General features: G+C 69.1%; 18 protein-coding genes. 9 read left to right on the top strand and 9 right to left on the bottom strand.

The window, feature by feature from the left end; all coding sequences use genetic code 11:
• Positions 1-107 precede the first annotated feature (107 nt).
• From ACFQ2D_RS05745 to ACFQ2D_RS05710, 8 genes are all read left to right on the top strand, one after another.
• The gene (locus tag ACFQ2D_RS05745; protein WP_280943805.1) at positions 108-503 is read left to right on the top strand and encodes a GFA family protein; all 396 of its coding nucleotides are present in this window, start codon (positions 108-110) and stop codon (positions 501-503) included.
• 122 nt (positions 504-625) lie between these two features.
• Entirely contained in the window at positions 626-979 is a 354-nt protein-coding gene (locus ACFQ2D_RS05740) for a DUF2200 domain-containing protein (RefSeq protein WP_280943804.1), read from the top strand.
• Entirely contained in the window at positions 976-1,320 is a 345-nt protein-coding gene (locus tag ACFQ2D_RS05735; protein WP_280943803.1) for a hypothetical protein, read from the top strand. The genes ACFQ2D_RS05740 and ACFQ2D_RS05735 overlap by 4 nt, the downstream gene beginning before the upstream one ends.
• Positions 1,321-1,357: 37 nt before the next feature.
• Positions 1,358-1,963 (top strand): GyrI-like domain-containing protein, encoded by a 606-nt coding sequence (locus ACFQ2D_RS05730; protein WP_280943802.1) that lies wholly within the window; start codon positions 1,358-1,360, stop codon positions 1,961-1,963.
• Positions 1,964-2,191: 228 nt separating this feature from the next.
• Positions 2,192-2,404, top strand: a complete 213-nt coding sequence (locus ACFQ2D_RS05725) for a DUF4287 domain-containing protein (protein ID WP_280943801.1) — start codon at positions 2,192-2,194, stop codon at positions 2,402-2,404.
• 175 nt (positions 2,405-2,579) lie between these two features.
• Positions 2,580-2,891, top strand: coding sequence for a hypothetical protein (locus ACFQ2D_RS05720; protein ID WP_280943800.1), 312 nt, complete (start codon positions 2,580-2,582; stop codon positions 2,889-2,891).
• A 168-nt stretch (positions 2,892-3,059) separates the two neighbouring features.
• The gene (locus ACFQ2D_RS05715) at positions 3,060-4,301 is read left to right on the top strand and encodes a DNA/RNA non-specific endonuclease (protein WP_280943799.1); all 1,242 of its coding nucleotides are present in this window, start codon (positions 3,060-3,062) and stop codon (positions 4,299-4,301) included.
• Positions 4,298-4,687 carry a hypothetical protein gene (locus ACFQ2D_RS05710; RefSeq protein ID WP_280943798.1) on the top strand — a complete coding sequence of 130 codons (390 nt, stop codon included), beginning with the start codon at positions 4,298-4,300 and terminating at the stop codon, positions 4,685-4,687. Before ACFQ2D_RS05715 ends, ACFQ2D_RS05710 begins: the two co-directional genes overlap by 4 nt.
• A gap of 426 nt (positions 4,688-5,113) precedes the next feature.
• Here the strand turns inward: ACFQ2D_RS05710 and cyoE are convergent, their stop codons facing one another.
• The 4 genes from cyoE to ACFQ2D_RS05690 all read right to left on the bottom strand — a co-directional run bounded on the left by cyoE (position 5,114) and on the right by ACFQ2D_RS05690 (position 8,586).
• Positions 5,114-6,049, bottom strand: a complete 936-nt coding sequence (gene cyoE / locus ACFQ2D_RS05705) for a heme o synthase (RefSeq protein ID WP_280943797.1) — start codon at positions 6,047-6,049, stop codon at positions 5,114-5,116.
• Positions 6,050-6,116: 67 nt separating this feature from the next.
• A complete protein-coding gene (locus tag ACFQ2D_RS05700) occupies positions 6,117-7,307 on the bottom strand; it encodes a COX15/CtaA family protein (protein WP_280943796.1) in 1,191 nt (396 codons plus the stop codon).
• The gene (locus ACFQ2D_RS05695) at positions 7,307-7,876 is read right to left on the bottom strand and encodes a hypothetical protein (protein ID WP_280943795.1); all 570 of its coding nucleotides are present in this window, start codon (positions 7,874-7,876) and stop codon (positions 7,307-7,309) included. Before ACFQ2D_RS05695 ends, ACFQ2D_RS05700 begins: the two co-directional genes overlap by 1 nt.
• Entirely contained in the window at positions 7,873-8,586 is a 714-nt protein-coding gene (locus ACFQ2D_RS05690; protein ID WP_280943794.1) for an SURF1 family protein, read from the bottom strand. The genes ACFQ2D_RS05695 and ACFQ2D_RS05690 overlap by 4 nt, the downstream gene beginning before the upstream one ends.
• 65 nt (positions 8,587-8,651) lie before the next feature.
• Here ACFQ2D_RS05690 and ACFQ2D_RS05685 point away from each other — a divergent pair, with 65 nt between their 5' ends.
• Complete coding sequence (locus ACFQ2D_RS05685) at positions 8,652-8,882, top strand: twin transmembrane helix small protein (protein WP_280943793.1); 231 nt, start codon at positions 8,652-8,654, stop codon at positions 8,880-8,882.
• Positions 8,883-9,030: 148 nt separating this feature from the next.
• On the opposite strand, the gene ACFQ2D_RS05680 is transcribed toward ACFQ2D_RS05685, so the two are convergent.
• The 5 genes from ACFQ2D_RS05680 to coxB are packed head-to-tail and all read right to left on the bottom strand — an operon-like array spanning position 9,031 to position 13,295.
• Positions 9,031-9,930 (bottom strand): cytochrome c oxidase subunit 3, encoded by a 900-nt coding sequence (locus tag ACFQ2D_RS05680; RefSeq protein ID WP_280943792.1) that lies wholly within the window; start codon positions 9,928-9,930, stop codon positions 9,031-9,033.
• 26 nt (positions 9,931-9,956) lie between these two features.
• A complete protein-coding gene (locus ACFQ2D_RS05675; protein ID WP_280943791.1) occupies positions 9,957-10,538 on the bottom strand; it encodes a cytochrome c oxidase assembly protein in 582 nt (193 codons plus the stop codon).
• Entirely contained in the window at positions 10,535-10,669 is a 135-nt protein-coding gene (locus tag ACFQ2D_RS05670; protein ID WP_280943790.1) for a hypothetical protein, read from the bottom strand. Before ACFQ2D_RS05670 ends, ACFQ2D_RS05675 begins: the two co-directional genes overlap by 4 nt.
• Before the next feature lie 11 nt (positions 10,670-10,680).
• Positions 10,681-12,300, bottom strand: coding sequence for a cytochrome c oxidase subunit I (gene ctaD / locus ACFQ2D_RS05665; protein ID WP_280943789.1), 1,620 nt, complete (start codon positions 12,298-12,300; stop codon positions 10,681-10,683).
• A gap of 23 nt (positions 12,301-12,323) precedes the next feature.
• Positions 12,324-13,295, bottom strand: a complete 972-nt coding sequence (coxB, locus tag ACFQ2D_RS05660) for a cytochrome c oxidase subunit II (RefSeq protein WP_280943788.1) — start codon at positions 13,293-13,295, stop codon at positions 12,324-12,326.
• Positions 13,296-13,312: the final 17 nt, after the last annotated feature.

The raw sequence follows: 13,312 nt of genomic DNA, 5'->3' as shown, positions 1-13,312 counted from the left end.
TTGCGCATGCATTCGAGCAGACGGGGCTGCCACCTATGAGGACTGCACCACACCTGCTCCATCCGGCCCGGCATCATTGACCCCCGCCCACCCGAGAGGTCCCGCCCATGCCCCTCCGCCAGGCCTCCTGCACCTGCGGCCAGCTCACCGCCACCACCGACGCCGAGCCAGGACGCGTCTCTATCTGCCACTGCCTGGCCTGCCAGCGGCGCACCGGCAGTGTGTTCGGTGCGCAGGCGCGGTTCCCGGCCGCGTCGGTGGACATCACAGGCGACAGCACGTGTTTCATGCGCGTGGGCGATTCGGGCGGGCGTGCGCGCTTCCACTTCTGTCCGGTCTGCGGCGATACCGTGTACTACGTGATCGAGGCGCAGCCGGAGCTGGTCGCCATTCCCGTCGGCGCATTCGCCGACCCGCAATTTCCGCCGCCCTTCGTTTCGGTGTATGAAGAGCGCATGCACGGCTGGGTAAGGCTGCCCGAAGGGATCGAGCACCACCATTGAGGATGCGCGGCACCTGCACAGGTCGGGCGCATTCACGACAGGCCACCGCAGGGATCATGGGCTGCCGCCGACCGACGGCGCGCTTCAGTGATCCTTGCCAAGGATCGAGGACAGGAGGCCACGTGAGCGGACATCGCATCTTCAGGACGCCCTTCTCCAGCGTGTACCCGATGTACGTGCAGAAGGCCGAGCGCAAGGGCCGGACCCGGGCGGAGGTGGACGAGGCCATCCGCTGGCTCACCGGCTATACGCAGGAGGCGCTGCAGCAGCAGATCGCGCGGCAGGTCGACATCGAAACCTTCTTCGCCGAGGCGCCGGGCCTGAACCCGGCGAGCGAACGCGTGACCGGTGTGGTGTGCGGCGTGCGTGTGGAGGAGGTGGAGGATCCGCTGATGCGCCGCATCCGCATCCTCGACAAGCTGGTCGACGAGCTGGCGAAGGGCAAGGCGATGCAGAAGGTGCTGAGGCAGGCATGAGCGATTACGACCAGCTGTTCGCCGCCCTGTCGGCGATCCTGCGCCGGCATGCGCAGGCCATGTCGATCCGCACCGACGATCCCGGCCATCTGTACGTGGAGCTGGCGCCGGCGGAGCCGAAGGCCAAACCGCGCTTCTTCGGTGCGGTGCAGACGAAGAAGTCCTACGTCAGCTACCACCTCATGCCGGTGTACGAGGATCCCGGGCTGCTGGACGGGATCTCGCCCGGCTTGCGAAAGCGCATGCAGGGCAAGTCCTGCTTCAACTTCACGGCGATGGACGCCGCGCTCCTCGATGAGCTGGACGCGCTGACCGGGCGGTGTGCGGCGACGGTGCGGTAGGGTGGCGGGTGCCGGGCGCGGAGGCACGTCAGTCGGCATGGCCAGGATCGACTTGAAGCGGGAACTCAAGCATCTCTATTCACCGTCCGCGAAGGCGGTGGTGGAGGTGGACGTGCCGGCGCTGCGCTTCCTGATGATCGATGGCCAGGGCGATCCGAACACGACACCCGCCTATGCCGAAGCGGTGGAGGCGCTGTTCTCCGTGTCGTACACGGCGAAGTTCATGGTCAAGCGGGCAGCCGGCATCGATTACGCGGTGATGCCGCTGGAAGGCCTGTGGTGGGCCGACGACCATGCCGCATTCGCCGCCAACGACCGCGCGCGGTGGCGCTGGACGATGATGATCCTGCAGCCGGATGTCGTGGAAGACGCGGTGCTGGAAGCGGCGATCACCCAGGTGCGCGACAGGAAACGGCTGCCCGCGGTGCACCGGTTGCGATTGGAGTGGTTCGTCGAAGGCCGCTGCGCACAGGTGCTGCACGTGGGACCTTTCACTGAGGAAGGTCCGACGATCGAGCGGCTGCACGCCTTCATCGCCGAACGCGGCCGGCTGGCGGGCAAGCACCACGAGATCTACCTGAGCGATATCCGGCGCGCGCATCCTGCGAAGTGGAGGACGGTCATCCGGCAGCCGATGGCGTGAGGTGGGGGCGACGCTTTGGTGGTCGCATGGACGCGTGCAGCGGTGGTCGGAGCGCTCATTGGAGAGGTGAACCGGTTGCTCCGGCCGCCCCCACCCCAGCCCTCCCCGCATGCGGGGGAGGGAGTGGTCGCAACTGGCTTGTTGGCTTGTCGATCCGGGCGGCACTCGTTCGTCTGGAAGGGACGGCGGCGCGCGGTGCGCCGCCGGCGATCTGCACAGGAGCAACGCATGACGGCAACGACCGCGGTCAAGGGCCCCGCCTCGTACTTCCCCTCGATCGAGAAGACTTATGGCAAGCCGGTCGCGCACTGGCTGGCGCTGCTGGACGCGGTCGGTGATCGTCAGCACATGCAGCAGGTGACCTTCCTCAAGCAGGAACACGGCATCGGCCATGGCCATGCCAACGCGCTGGTGGCGTATCGCAAGGCGCAGGCTGGCTGACCGCCCCGGGACGGCATTGCGCCGCGCCCAAATCCGCGCCGCGTTGCGCGGGTGCCCGGACGCGAGGCCGTCTGGCCCGCCACGTGCTGCCCGGCCGGCCCACCCCCCACGGCCTGCAGACGCCCACACCGTATCCTGTGCGGTCGTGTTTCCCGGCACGGCATGAGGTACGGCGATGGACTATCAGCTCGTGGTCAAGTTCTGGCGCAAGTCGCTGGAGAGCGAGGACTTCCTGGCGACGATCGAGGACAGGCTGCGCGCGGTGCTTGGCGGGTCGGTGGAGCTGGAGGGGTACGACGTCAGCGCGAAGGAGATCAACCTGTTCATGCTGACCGCGGACCCGCGGCTGTCGTTCCGCCGCGTGCGCGAGGTGCTGGAGGCGCTGGGCATGGAGAATGGCGTCTCGGCCGCGTACCGGCTGGTGGGCGGCGCGAAGTTCACTTCGCTGTGGCCGGCGCGGCCGATGCGCAGGTTCACGCTGCCGTAGCGAGGCTGTTGCGCGCGCCGCGGGGTGTCCCCGGCGCTGGCGCGGCGACGGCGGTCATCGCATCGCCAGGACGGCGGACCACGGGTTTTCCCCAATATCGCCGGGCAGCCGCACCGCGTAGTGTGCGCGGCGGAAGGCGCCATACGGCGTCGCATGCATCGGCCCGCCATGTCGTTCGAGACGTTCCGGTTCCCGCCGCCGCTGCCGCCGCCGGATCTGCGCGGCGCCATGCCCCTGCCGCATCCGTCCGACCCGGGCACCGCGGGTTTCAGCGATGCCCTGCTCTCTGCGGACCCGGCCGACATCGCATTCGAACTGGACCGCAGCTCGGTGCGCATCCGCGACGAGCGTGAGGCGCAGTGGAACACCAGCTGGACCGCGAGCGGCGGGATGTTCGTGTCTGCGCCGGGTGCGGAGGCACAGGCGGTGCCGCTGCGCTTCGAGGCGACGATGCGCAACGAGGACGCCACGCCGGCGCGGATGCGCGCGCTCAATCCCTTCGACCCGGCGACGATCCCGCCGCGCACGCGGATCGAGGTGTTCGGGCGCGACTATGCGGGCACGGCGATGGAAGCGAGCTTCCGTGCGCTGGCCGCGGCCAACGGGCTGGACTCGATCGAGGACCTGCGCCTGTCGCTGGAAATGACTGCCGATGGCGAGCTGCGGGTGATGACCGGCTCGAACCGGCTGTTCGATGCGCCGCGCGACGGCGGCCCGGCCTCGGCCCCCGCCGAACGCGAAGATTTCATCCGCCACACCGCGATGCTGGATGATGCTGCCGGCGCGGACCGCGCCGCCTACAACCGCATGCTGCTCGACGGCACGCCGCCGCCGCAGACGGTGCGGATCGGCGAGGACGTGGAAGGCGCTGCCATTACCGGCGTGGTCACCGAGACCGGCAGCGGCGAGACCAACGAAGTGGTGTGGACGCTCGACGACAGCGGGCGCCCGGTGTCGGCCGATGCGGTGCTGACCTGGGAGCCGGGCAGCGGCGGGCGCGACTCCGACCGCATCGAAGCCAATGCGCAAAGCCGTTTCCGCGCCGACAATGCGATGAAGGGCAGCGGCGACGATGTCGGCCACATGATCGCCTACCGCTTCGTCAACGGACACGGTCCGGTGAACATGTTCCCGCAGCAGGGCCACTTCAACCAGCGCGTCTACGCGGGCATGGAGCAGGAGTGGGCCGACTGGCTGGCCACGGGCATGGAGGTGCACGTGGAGATCCGCCTGGCGCCCGACGGCAGCGCGCGGCCCGACCAGGTGCACGTGGATTATGCGGTGATCGATCCGGCCAGCGGCAAGGCGGTCTATGATCCCAGCCTGATCTTGTTCGAGAACGAGGCAGGCCAGGTGTTCGACCGCATCGCGCGCAACGAGATGGACAAGCTGATCGGGCAGCCGTCGTGACTGCGGTCGACCGCGACGCCCTGGTGCGCGGCATCGGCGAGCTGCTGCTGCGCGACATCGCCACCGCCGGCCACGACCTGGACGGCTATGCGCTGATCGCGGACTACGGCGACGGCACGCGGCGGATCTCGGGCTTCGGCTATCGCGATGGGCAGGCGCCGGTGGCGGCCACGCCGAAGACGGAGGCGGAGCTGATCGGGGCGCGACTGGACGAACTGCGCGAGACGACGCAGGTCGACGGCAAGACGCCGTGGAGCGTGTGCGTGATCCAGCTCAGGCGTGCCGGCGGGCGGCTGCATGCGGGGTTCGTCTACGAGGACGCCGCACGCTGGCGGGTGACGCCGGAGACGCTGGAAGAAGTGGCGGAGCGGGCGAGGCCGGCCTGAGAGCCGTCAGCGCGCGAAGACGCGCCCATCCTGTCTTTGTGGGAGCGCGCTTGCACGCGAAGTTCTTCGCGACCTAGGTCGCTCCCACTGTCCTGGAATCGCTTCGCTGTGGGGGACCCTGTAGCGCGCATGGCTCGCTGTCGTGGGAGCGCGCTTTGCGCGCGAAAGCTTCGCGACCAAGATCGCTCCCGCGGCAACGAGGGCACGACACCGGCACCCGGGCATCGGCATCGCAGCGGACATCGTCATTCCCGCGAAAGCGGGACTCCATCCTTCCGTCGCCAGAACCATGTGGCCTGCTTCCGCAGGATGACGTGCCGGTACGGAGCGCCAGTGGACGGCTTTGGCAGGATGCTCGACGGGGAGACGGGGACGGCCGCAACGGACTACCCCTGGGGGCGCACGCGCTGTACGCCTCCGCCTCCCTCAGCCCACCCGCTCCAGCTGGAACGCCTGCACCGGCGACGGGTCCAGCCAGGGCAGCAGCCAGTGGTCGACCAGCAGGAAGGCGAACAGCGCCATCAGGTAGACCACCGAGTAGTTGAACACCTTCATCGCGAACAGTTCGTCCGGCGGATCGAGCAGGCGCCAGGCGTACCAGAGGAAGGCCAGGCCCAGCACCACCGCGCCGCCGAGGTAGAACAGCCCGCTCATGCCCACGGCCACCGGCAGCACCGTCACCACGCACAGCAGCACGGTATAGAGCAGGATCTGCCAGCGCGTGTACTCCACGCCGTGGGTCACCGGCAGCATCGGCACCAGCGCGCGGCGGTAGTCCTCGCGGCGGAAGATCGCCAGCGCCCAGAAATGCGGCGGCGTCCAGACGAAGATGATCAGCACCAGCAGCAGCGCGTGCGCCCAGTCCCACTGGCCCTGCATGTTGGTCACCGCGGCCCAGCCCAGCAGCGGCGGCGCGGCGCCGGCAATGCCGCCGATCACGATGTTCTGCGGCGTGGCGCGCTTGAGGAAGCCGGTGTAGACGATGGCGTAGCCGATCAGCGAGGCGAAGGTGAGCGCGGCGGTGAGCGGGTTGACCAGCGCGATCAGGATCGCCATCGACAGCGCGCCGAGGAACACGGCGAACGCCAGCACCTGCGCCGGCGCCAGCGCGCCGGTGGCGAGCGGCCGGTCCGCGGTGCGCACCATCACCTTGTCGATGCGCTGGTCGATCAGGTGGTTGACCGCGGCCGCCGAAGCCGCCGCCAGCCAGATGCCGAGCAGGCCGAACGCGGTTTCGCGCAGCGGCGGCAGGCCGGGCACGGCCAGGAACATGCCCACCAGCGCGGTGAACACGATCAGCGCGACCACGCGCGGCTTGGTCAGCGCCCAGTACTGGCGCCAGGTGGCACGCGATGCGTTCATCGCGCCCCCGGGTGGCAGGCCGCGAACGGCGCGGCCGGCGACGGCTTGTCGATGCGCAGGTACATGGCTAGTCCGGCCGCCGCAGGCGCGCCAGCAGCGAGACCAGCACGAACAGCAGCAGCGCGGCGCCGCCGTTGTGCATCACCGCCACCCACAGCGGAAGCGACAGCTTGACGTTGAGCACGCCCAGCAGCACCTGCGCGCAGGTCAGCAGCCCCAGCACCACCGCCCAGCCGCGCAGGCCAGGCGTGCGCAGCCCGCGCCACGAGACCAGCAGCAGCATGGCCGCGGCCACGACCGCGAACAGGCGGTGCGCCATCTGGATGGCGATACGCGAGGCGCCGTCGAGCACGCCGCCCTCGTAGTCGGCACCCACGCCGCGCCACAGCACGAAGCCCTCGCTGAAATCCGAGGGCGGCCACCACTGCCCCACGCAGCGCGGGAAGTCCATGTAGTGCGGCTGCGCCGTGGTCCAGCCGCCGGCGCCGCAGGCCAGCGCCGCGTAGTTGGCGCTCACCCAGCCGCCCAGCGCGATCTGCACCGCCAGCACCGCGATCGCCGCGATCACCCAGCGCCGGAGCGCGGTGGCATCGGCCAGCACGATCGGCAGGTGGGTGGCGCGCCAGGCCATCCAGGTGAGCAGCGAGAAGGTGAGCATGCCGCCCAGCAGGTGTCCCATCACGATCACCGGCTTGAGCAGCATGGTCACCGTCCACTTGCCCAGCAGGGCCTGGAAGATCACCACCGCCAGGGTCAGCGCGCCGGCACGCGCCAAGTCCACGTTCGACCAGCGCAGCGCGGCCACCAGCAGCAGGCCCTCGCCCAGCGCGGCCACCGACAGCGCCGCCACGATATGGCCCTGCATGTACAGCGGGATCGCCGCGCCCACCAGCGCCGAGGCGCCCAGCACCTGGGCGATGCCGTAGCGCCGCCGCCGCGCGGCCAGCAGCGCCAGCACCAGCACCAGCACGCCCAGGCTGGCGGCGAGGTGGCGGTGCACCTGCTCGCGCCAGGCCTTGTGCGTCTCGAACGGGCGGATCGCGCTGGCGGCGTGGTCGCTCACCTCCTGCGCGGCCTGCGGCCAGGCGGCGCGGCCGTAGCAGGTGGGCCAGTCGGGACAGCTCAGTCCGGCGTCGGACAGGCGCACGAACGCGCCGAACACGATCACGCCGAAGGTGAGTACGACGGCCAGCCAGGCGATCCGGTGGAAGTGCCGGTACACCTGCGGCCGCGAGGGCCTGGGGGACGGGGAAGACATCATCGCAGCTTGAGCAGGCGGGCCATGTCCGTGCGCAGGTGGCCCGGATCGAAACCGGGAGCGTAGCGCAGGATCACGAAGCCGTTGGGATCGATCACGTAGACGGGGGTGCCGGCGGGGTCGTCGCGCCGCGGCAGTGCGGCCAGCAGGGCGGGCGAGGGCTCGAGTTCGCGCCAGGCGGCGTTGCGCTGCACGCCCACGGGCGGCGTGCCGATCCAGAGGATGTGCACGTGGTCGGCGCGATGGGTGAACAGCTGCCAGACGGTGTCGAGCTGCTGCGAGAGCCGCACGCAGTCGCTGCCGCAGCCGGACGGCGGGGCCAGCGCGATGCGCCAGGTGCGCGCGGCCGGGTTCCACACGTAATCGCCGCCCTCGCGCAGCGTGGGCACCACCTGTCGCAGGTCGCCGGGCGGATCGAGCAGTTCGCCATGGTTCTTCATGCCCGACGGGCGCCAGCCGGAGAAACGCAGCGCGCCGGCGACGATCGCGCTGCCGAGGAAGACCACGACGACCAGGATCAGCATGCCGCGGTTGCGGCCGCGCTGCTGCGGGGAAACGGGAGCATTCATCGGCGGGAACGGACGGTCAGGACGAGGGCGGTGACGAGGGCGGCCGCGGCCAGGCCGAACCACTGCACGGCATACCCCAGGTGCTTCTGCGGCGGCAGGGTATTGGGCAGCACGTCGAGGTCGCGGGCGTGGCCGATCGGCAGGGCGGGATCGAGCTTGAGCACGCGAGGCGGCAGCGCGTCCAGGCCGAGCCGGGCGGCCAGGCCGGGCGCGTCGAGGCGCACGGCCAGCACGTCGCCGCCGGCGGTGGCGGCCGACAGGCCCTGCGCCAGGCCCGCCGACGGCGGCGGCGCCAGCAGGCCCTGGATGCGCTGCTCGCCGTCGATGCGCTCCGGCGCCGGCATGGTGCGGTCGCCCGGCAGCGGCAGCCAGCCAAGCTCCACCAGCAGCGGCGTACCGGACTCGGGTGCGAAAGCGCGGTACACGCGCACGCCGGGGCGGCCGTCGCGCTGCTGGTTGTCGAGCAGCACCGCCGGCGCGTCGATGAAACGGCCTTCGCCCTGGGCCCAGTCGAAATCGCGTGCGCGATCCGGCTCGGCGGCCGCGGCGAGCGGCAGCGGACGGCGGTCGGCCAGCGTCGCGGCGACCTGGTCGAGCATCGCCTGCTTTTCGTCCATGCGTGAGAGCTGCCAGCGCCCGAGCGAGGCGAACACCGCCACCAGCGCCAGCGCCAGGCCCCAGCCCAGCCAGAACGTGCTGCGCTTCGTCATGCCCGCCATGCGCCGGCCTGCGATAATGGCGGCGACGGGCGCAGTCCGCGCCGCGGGATCGGGCCATGAACGATTCGCTGAAAATCCTGGTGGTGGTCGGCTTCCTCGCGCTGATCCTGTGGAACCTGGGCGCGGGGCTGTACTACATGCTCGCCGACAAGGGCCAGAGCAAGCGCACCGTCAACGCCCTGACCAAGCGCATCGCGCTGTCGATCGCGCTGATCCTGCTGGTGGTCCTGGCCCACTACATGGGCTGGATCGAATTCCACGGCGTGGGCCGCAACCCCAACTCCTGATACGACACGGCGCCGGCGCCGGACGGCGCCGCGCGCTGCATTTGCACGGCTCGAAAAAGCGGAAAGCGCCGGCATGCCGGCGCCCTCCCCTGTCTGGCCCGGATCGTCGGGCCGCTGCCCGGCGATCCGTGGACGCTGGTCCGTCGCGTCAAAGCACATAGACGAACAGGAACAGCCCCAGCCACACCACGTCGACGAAGTGCCAGTACCAGGCGACCGCCTCGAACGCGAAGTGGTTCTCCTTGGTGAAGTGGCCCTTGGCGCAGCGCAGCCAGATGATGGCCAGCATGATCGTGCCCAGCGTGACGTGCGCGCCGTGGAAGCCGGTGAGCATGAAGAAGGTCGAGCCGTAGATGCCCGAGCCCAGGGTCAGGTTGAGGTCGCGGTAGGCGTGGATGTATTCCTCGACCTGGAAGAACAGGAACACGCAGCCCAGCAGCACGGTCAGCCCCAGCGAGACCAGCAGCTTGGTGCGCTGGCCGGCCTTGAGCGCGTGGTGGGCGATGGTCACCGTCACGCCCGAGGTCAGCAGGATCAGCGTATTGAGCAGCGGCAGGCCCCAGGCCGGAATGGTCTGGAAGTTGCCGCCGACGCTGCCCGGGCCGCTGCTCGGCCAGGCCGCGCTGAAGCCTTCCCAAAGCAGGTAGTTGGTGGCCACGCCGTCGCCCGAGCCGCCCAGCCACGGCAGCGCGAACTGGCGTGCGTAGAACAGCGCGCCGAAGAACGCGGCGAAGAACATCACTTCCGAGAAGATGAACCACACCATCCCCATGCGGAACGAGACGTCGACCTGCCTGTTGTAGTAGCCCGAGACCGACTCGAGGATCACGTCGGCGAACCACTTGAACAGGATCGCGGCCAGGCCGGCGATGCCGACGAAGAACGTCGCCTTGCCCCAGCTGATCTCGTTGAACCAGCTGGCCAGGCCAAGCATGGTCACGAACAGGGCGACGGAGGCGAACAGCGGCCACTTGCTCTGGTGCGGCACGAAATAGACGTTCGGGTCGCTGCCGTGATGGGCTGTGGTGTCGGCGTGGGCCTGGGCCATGGCGAAAAGTCCGGATTGCGGTTGAGTCAGGGTGCCGAGTGCGGCACGGTGGACGACGGCGCCGCCGCCGCGAGGCGTTCGGTGAGCACGTCGTTCTTGAAGAACGTGTAGGACAGCGTGATGGTCTTGACGTCGGCCGGCAGCGCCGGATCGACGATGAAGCGCACCGGCAGGTCGCGGGTCTCGCCGGCCTGCAGGGTCTGCGCGGTGAAGCAGAAGCACTCGGTCTTGCTGAAGTAGCCCGACGCGCGGGCCGGCGCCACCGACGGCGTCGCGCTGCCGACGATCGCCACCTCGCTGTTGTTGTGCGCGGCGTAGGTGGCCTCGTACTGCTCGCCCACGCGCACCTTCATCCGGGTGGCGTTGGGCTTGAAGCCCCAGGGCAGCTTCGAGTTCACCGTGCCGTCGAACTCGACCGTCACCCAGCGCTCGGCCGGCACCGCGGCGCCGACCGCCGAGGCGTCGGCGGCGGTGTTGTCCAGGCGGATGCCGAACACCTTCTCGCAGGCGATGCGGTACAGCGGCACCAGCGAGAACGTGAACGCGAACGCGCCCAGCGAGATCGCCGCCAGCTTGAGGATGCCCTTGCCGGACCTGCCCGCGCTCATCGGCCGATCACTCCCGAAGCGATGAAGACGAGGTAGATCGCCAGCGCGATCCCGCCGAACACCATCGCGGTGCGCACGGCGCGGCGACGCCGCTGCGCGAACTCCTGGTCGTTCCTGTCGGGGCCGCTCATCGCCAGCATCTTCAGTGGCTGACGTCGCCGTGCGCCAGGTCGCCGTCGCGGATCACCGGCGGCGTGGTGAAGGTGTGGTGCGGCGCCGGCGACGGCACGGTCCACTCCAGGCCACGGGCCGAATCCCACGGACGGGCCGGGGCGAGCGCGCCGTTCTTCAGCGAGTGGAACAGGATGCCGAACATCAGGAACGGCGTGACGAACATGCCGAACGCACCGATCGAGCTGACCAGGTTCCAGTCCGCGAACACCACGTTGTAGTCCGGGATGCGGCGCGGCATGCCGGCCAGGCCCAGGAAGTGCTGCGGGAAGAACAGCAGGTTGACGAACACCATCGTCCACCAGAAGTGGAACTTGGCCAGCGTCTCGTTGTACATGCGGCCGGTCCACTTCGGCCACCAGTAGTAGACCGCGGCGATGATGCCGAACAGCGCGCCGGTCACCAGCACGTAGTGGAAGTGCGCGACCACGAAGTAGGTGTCGTGGTACTGGAAGTCGGCCGGCACGATGGCGAGCATCAGGCCGGAGAAGCCGCCGATCGAGAACAGGATCACGAAGGCGATCGACCACAGCATCGGCGACTCGAAGCTGATCGAGCCGCGCCACATGGTGGTGACCCAGTTGAACACCTTCACGCCGGTCGGGATCGCGATCAGCATGGTCGCGAACATGAAGTAAATCTCGCCGCCCAGCGGCATGCCCACCGTGAACATGTGGTGCGCCCACACGATGAACGACAGGAAGGCGATCGCCGCGGTGGCGTACACCATCGCCTGGTAGCCGAACAGCGGCTTGCGGCTGAAGGTCGGGATGATCTCGCTGACCACGCCGAAGGCGGGCAGGATCATGATGTAGACCTCGGGATGGCCGAAGAACCAGAAGATGTGCTGGTACATCACCGGGTCGCCGCCGCCGGCCGCGTTGAAGAACGAGGTGGCGAAGAACTTGTCGGTCAGCAGCATCGTCACCGCGCCGGCCAGCACCGGCATCACCGCGATCAGCAGGAACGCGGTGATCAGCCAGGTCCAGCAGAAAATCGGCATCTTCAGCAGGTCGATGCCCGGCGCGCGCATGTTGAGCACGGTGGCGATGATGTTGATCGCGCCCATGATCGAGCTGATGCCCATCATGTGGATGGCGAAGATCGCGAACGCGGTGGCGTGGCCGCCCTGCAGCGACAGCGGCGGATACAGGGTCCAGCCGCCGGCGGGCGCGCCGCCCGGCATGAACAGGGTCATCAGCAGCAGCGCGAAGGCGAACGGCATGATCCAGAAGGACCAGTTGTTCATGCGCGGCAGCGCCATGTCCGGCGCGCCGATCTGCAGCGGGATCATCCAGTTGGCCAGGCCGACGAAGGCCGGCATCACGCCGCCGAAGATCATGACCAGGGCGTGCACCGTGGTCATCTGGTTGAAGAAGTGCGGGCTGACGTGCTGCAGGCCCGGCACCATCAGCTCCAGGCGGATGATCACGCTCATCGCCGCGCCGATGATGAACATCACGAAGGAGAACAGCAGGTACAGCGTGCCGATGTCCTTGTGGTTCGTGGAGAAGAACCAGCGGTCTACGAACGACTGCTTGTGGCCGTGGCCGTCGTGGTGATGGTCAGCGGTGGCGGTATGCGTGGACATAGGGTCTTGCCTTGGATAAGCGGTCAGCCGGCGCTGGCGGCGTCGGCGGGAGCGGCGGTGGGCGCCTGCGGGGCGGCGGGCTCCTCGCCCTGCTGTACGTCATCGACCATGTCGGGGTCGATCGAGCGCGGCGCGGTACCGTCGCCGTCCTCGGGCACCTGCGAGGGGTCGGCCGGGGCCTGGCCCGCGGCCTTCTGCGCGGCCAGCCACTGCGCGTACTCGTCCTGCGACACGGCCTTGACCACGATCGGCATGAAGCCGTGGTCCTTGCCGCACAGCTCGGCGCACTGGCCGCGGTAGATGCCGGGCTCGAGGATCTCGGTCCAGGCCTCGTTGATGATCCCGGGGATGGCGTCCTGCTTCCAGCCCAGCGCCGGCACCCACCAGGAGTGGATCACGTCGTCGGCGGTGATCACGAAGCGGATCTTGGTGTTGACCGGCACCACCAGCGGGTTGTCGACGTCCAGCAGGTAGGCCGGATGCGCGTCGAGCTCGGCGCGGGTGGTGGCCGGGTTCTGGCGCAGGCGGTCGCTCTCGCGGTCGAGGCGGCTGGTGATCTCCACGCCCTCGCCCAGGTACTCGTACTTCCACATCCACTGGATGCCGGTCACCTTGACCGTCATCTGCGAATCGCGCGTGTCGTACATCGCGATCAGCTTGGCGGTGGCCGGCACGGCCATGATCACCAGCAGGATGACCGGGATCACGGTCCACATCACTTCCAGCTTGGTGCTGTGGGTGAACGAGGTGTCCGGCACCGCGCCCTTGGAGTGGCGGAACTTGAACATCGCGTAGGCCATCGCGACGAACACGACCGCGCCGATCGCCACGCAGATGATCAGGGCCAGCATGTGCGCGTCGTAGGCGTGCTGCGCCGACGCCGTCACGCCACGCCCCATGTTCAGCTGCCACGGCTTCGCATCCGCGGCGAGAGCCGCGAACGGCAACGCCGCCAGAACCGCCAGACCCCACCGCGAACTACGCGCCTGCCTCATGCCTCGACCCCAAATGT

Source organism: Luteimonas composti, assembly GCF_042678665.1.
GTDB lineage: Bacteria > Pseudomonadota > Gammaproteobacteria > Xanthomonadales > Xanthomonadaceae > Luteimonas > Luteimonas composti.
This window is presented reverse-complemented; position numbering and strand designations above follow the sequence as displayed.

Coding starts and splice junctions, on each gene's coding strand:
- ACFQ2D_RS05690 (WP_280943794.1), bottom strand. CDS start 8,586: ATGACGAAGCGCAGCACGTTCTGGCTGGGCTGGGGCCTGGCGCTGGCG.
- ACFQ2D_RS05680 (WP_280943792.1), bottom strand. CDS start 9,930: ATGGCCCAGGCCCACGCCGACACCACAGCCCATCACGGCAGCGACCCG.
- ACFQ2D_RS05720 (WP_280943800.1), top strand. CDS start 2,580: ATGGACTATCAGCTCGTGGTCAAGTTCTGGCGCAAGTCGCTGGAGAGC.
- ctaD (WP_280943789.1), bottom strand. CDS start 12,300: ATGTCCACGCATACCGCCACCGCTGACCATCACCACGACGGCCACGGC.
- coxB (WP_280943788.1), bottom strand. CDS start 13,295: ATGAGGCAGGCGCGTAGTTCGCGGTGGGGTCTGGCGGTTCTGGCGGCG.
- ACFQ2D_RS05715 (WP_280943799.1), top strand. CDS start 3,060: ATGTCGTTCGAGACGTTCCGGTTCCCGCCGCCGCTGCCGCCGCCGGAT.
- ACFQ2D_RS05725 (WP_280943801.1), top strand. CDS start 2,192: ATGACGGCAACGACCGCGGTCAAGGGCCCCGCCTCGTACTTCCCCTCG.
- ACFQ2D_RS05670 (WP_280943790.1), bottom strand. CDS start 10,669: ATGAGCGGCCCCGACAGGAACGACCAGGAGTTCGCGCAGCGGCGTCGC.
- ACFQ2D_RS05675 (WP_280943791.1), bottom strand. CDS start 10,538: ATGAGCGCGGGCAGGTCCGGCAAGGGCATCCTCAAGCTGGCGGCGATC.
- ACFQ2D_RS05730 (WP_280943802.1), top strand. CDS start 1,358: ATGGCCAGGATCGACTTGAAGCGGGAACTCAAGCATCTCTATTCACCG.
- ACFQ2D_RS05745 (WP_280943805.1), top strand. CDS start 108: ATGCCCCTCCGCCAGGCCTCCTGCACCTGCGGCCAGCTCACCGCCACC.
- ACFQ2D_RS05735 (WP_280943803.1), top strand. CDS start 976: ATGAGCGATTACGACCAGCTGTTCGCCGCCCTGTCGGCGATCCTGCGC.
- ACFQ2D_RS05695 (WP_280943795.1), bottom strand. CDS start 7,876: ATGAATGCTCCCGTTTCCCCGCAGCAGCGCGGCCGCAACCGCGGCATG.
- ACFQ2D_RS05700 (WP_280943796.1), bottom strand. CDS start 7,307: ATGTCTTCCCCGTCCCCCAGGCCCTCGCGGCCGCAGGTGTACCGGCAC.
- ACFQ2D_RS05685 (WP_280943793.1), top strand. CDS start 8,652: ATGAACGATTCGCTGAAAATCCTGGTGGTGGTCGGCTTCCTCGCGCTG.
- cyoE (WP_280943797.1), bottom strand. CDS start 6,049: ATGAACGCATCGCGTGCCACCTGGCGCCAGTACTGGGCGCTGACCAAG.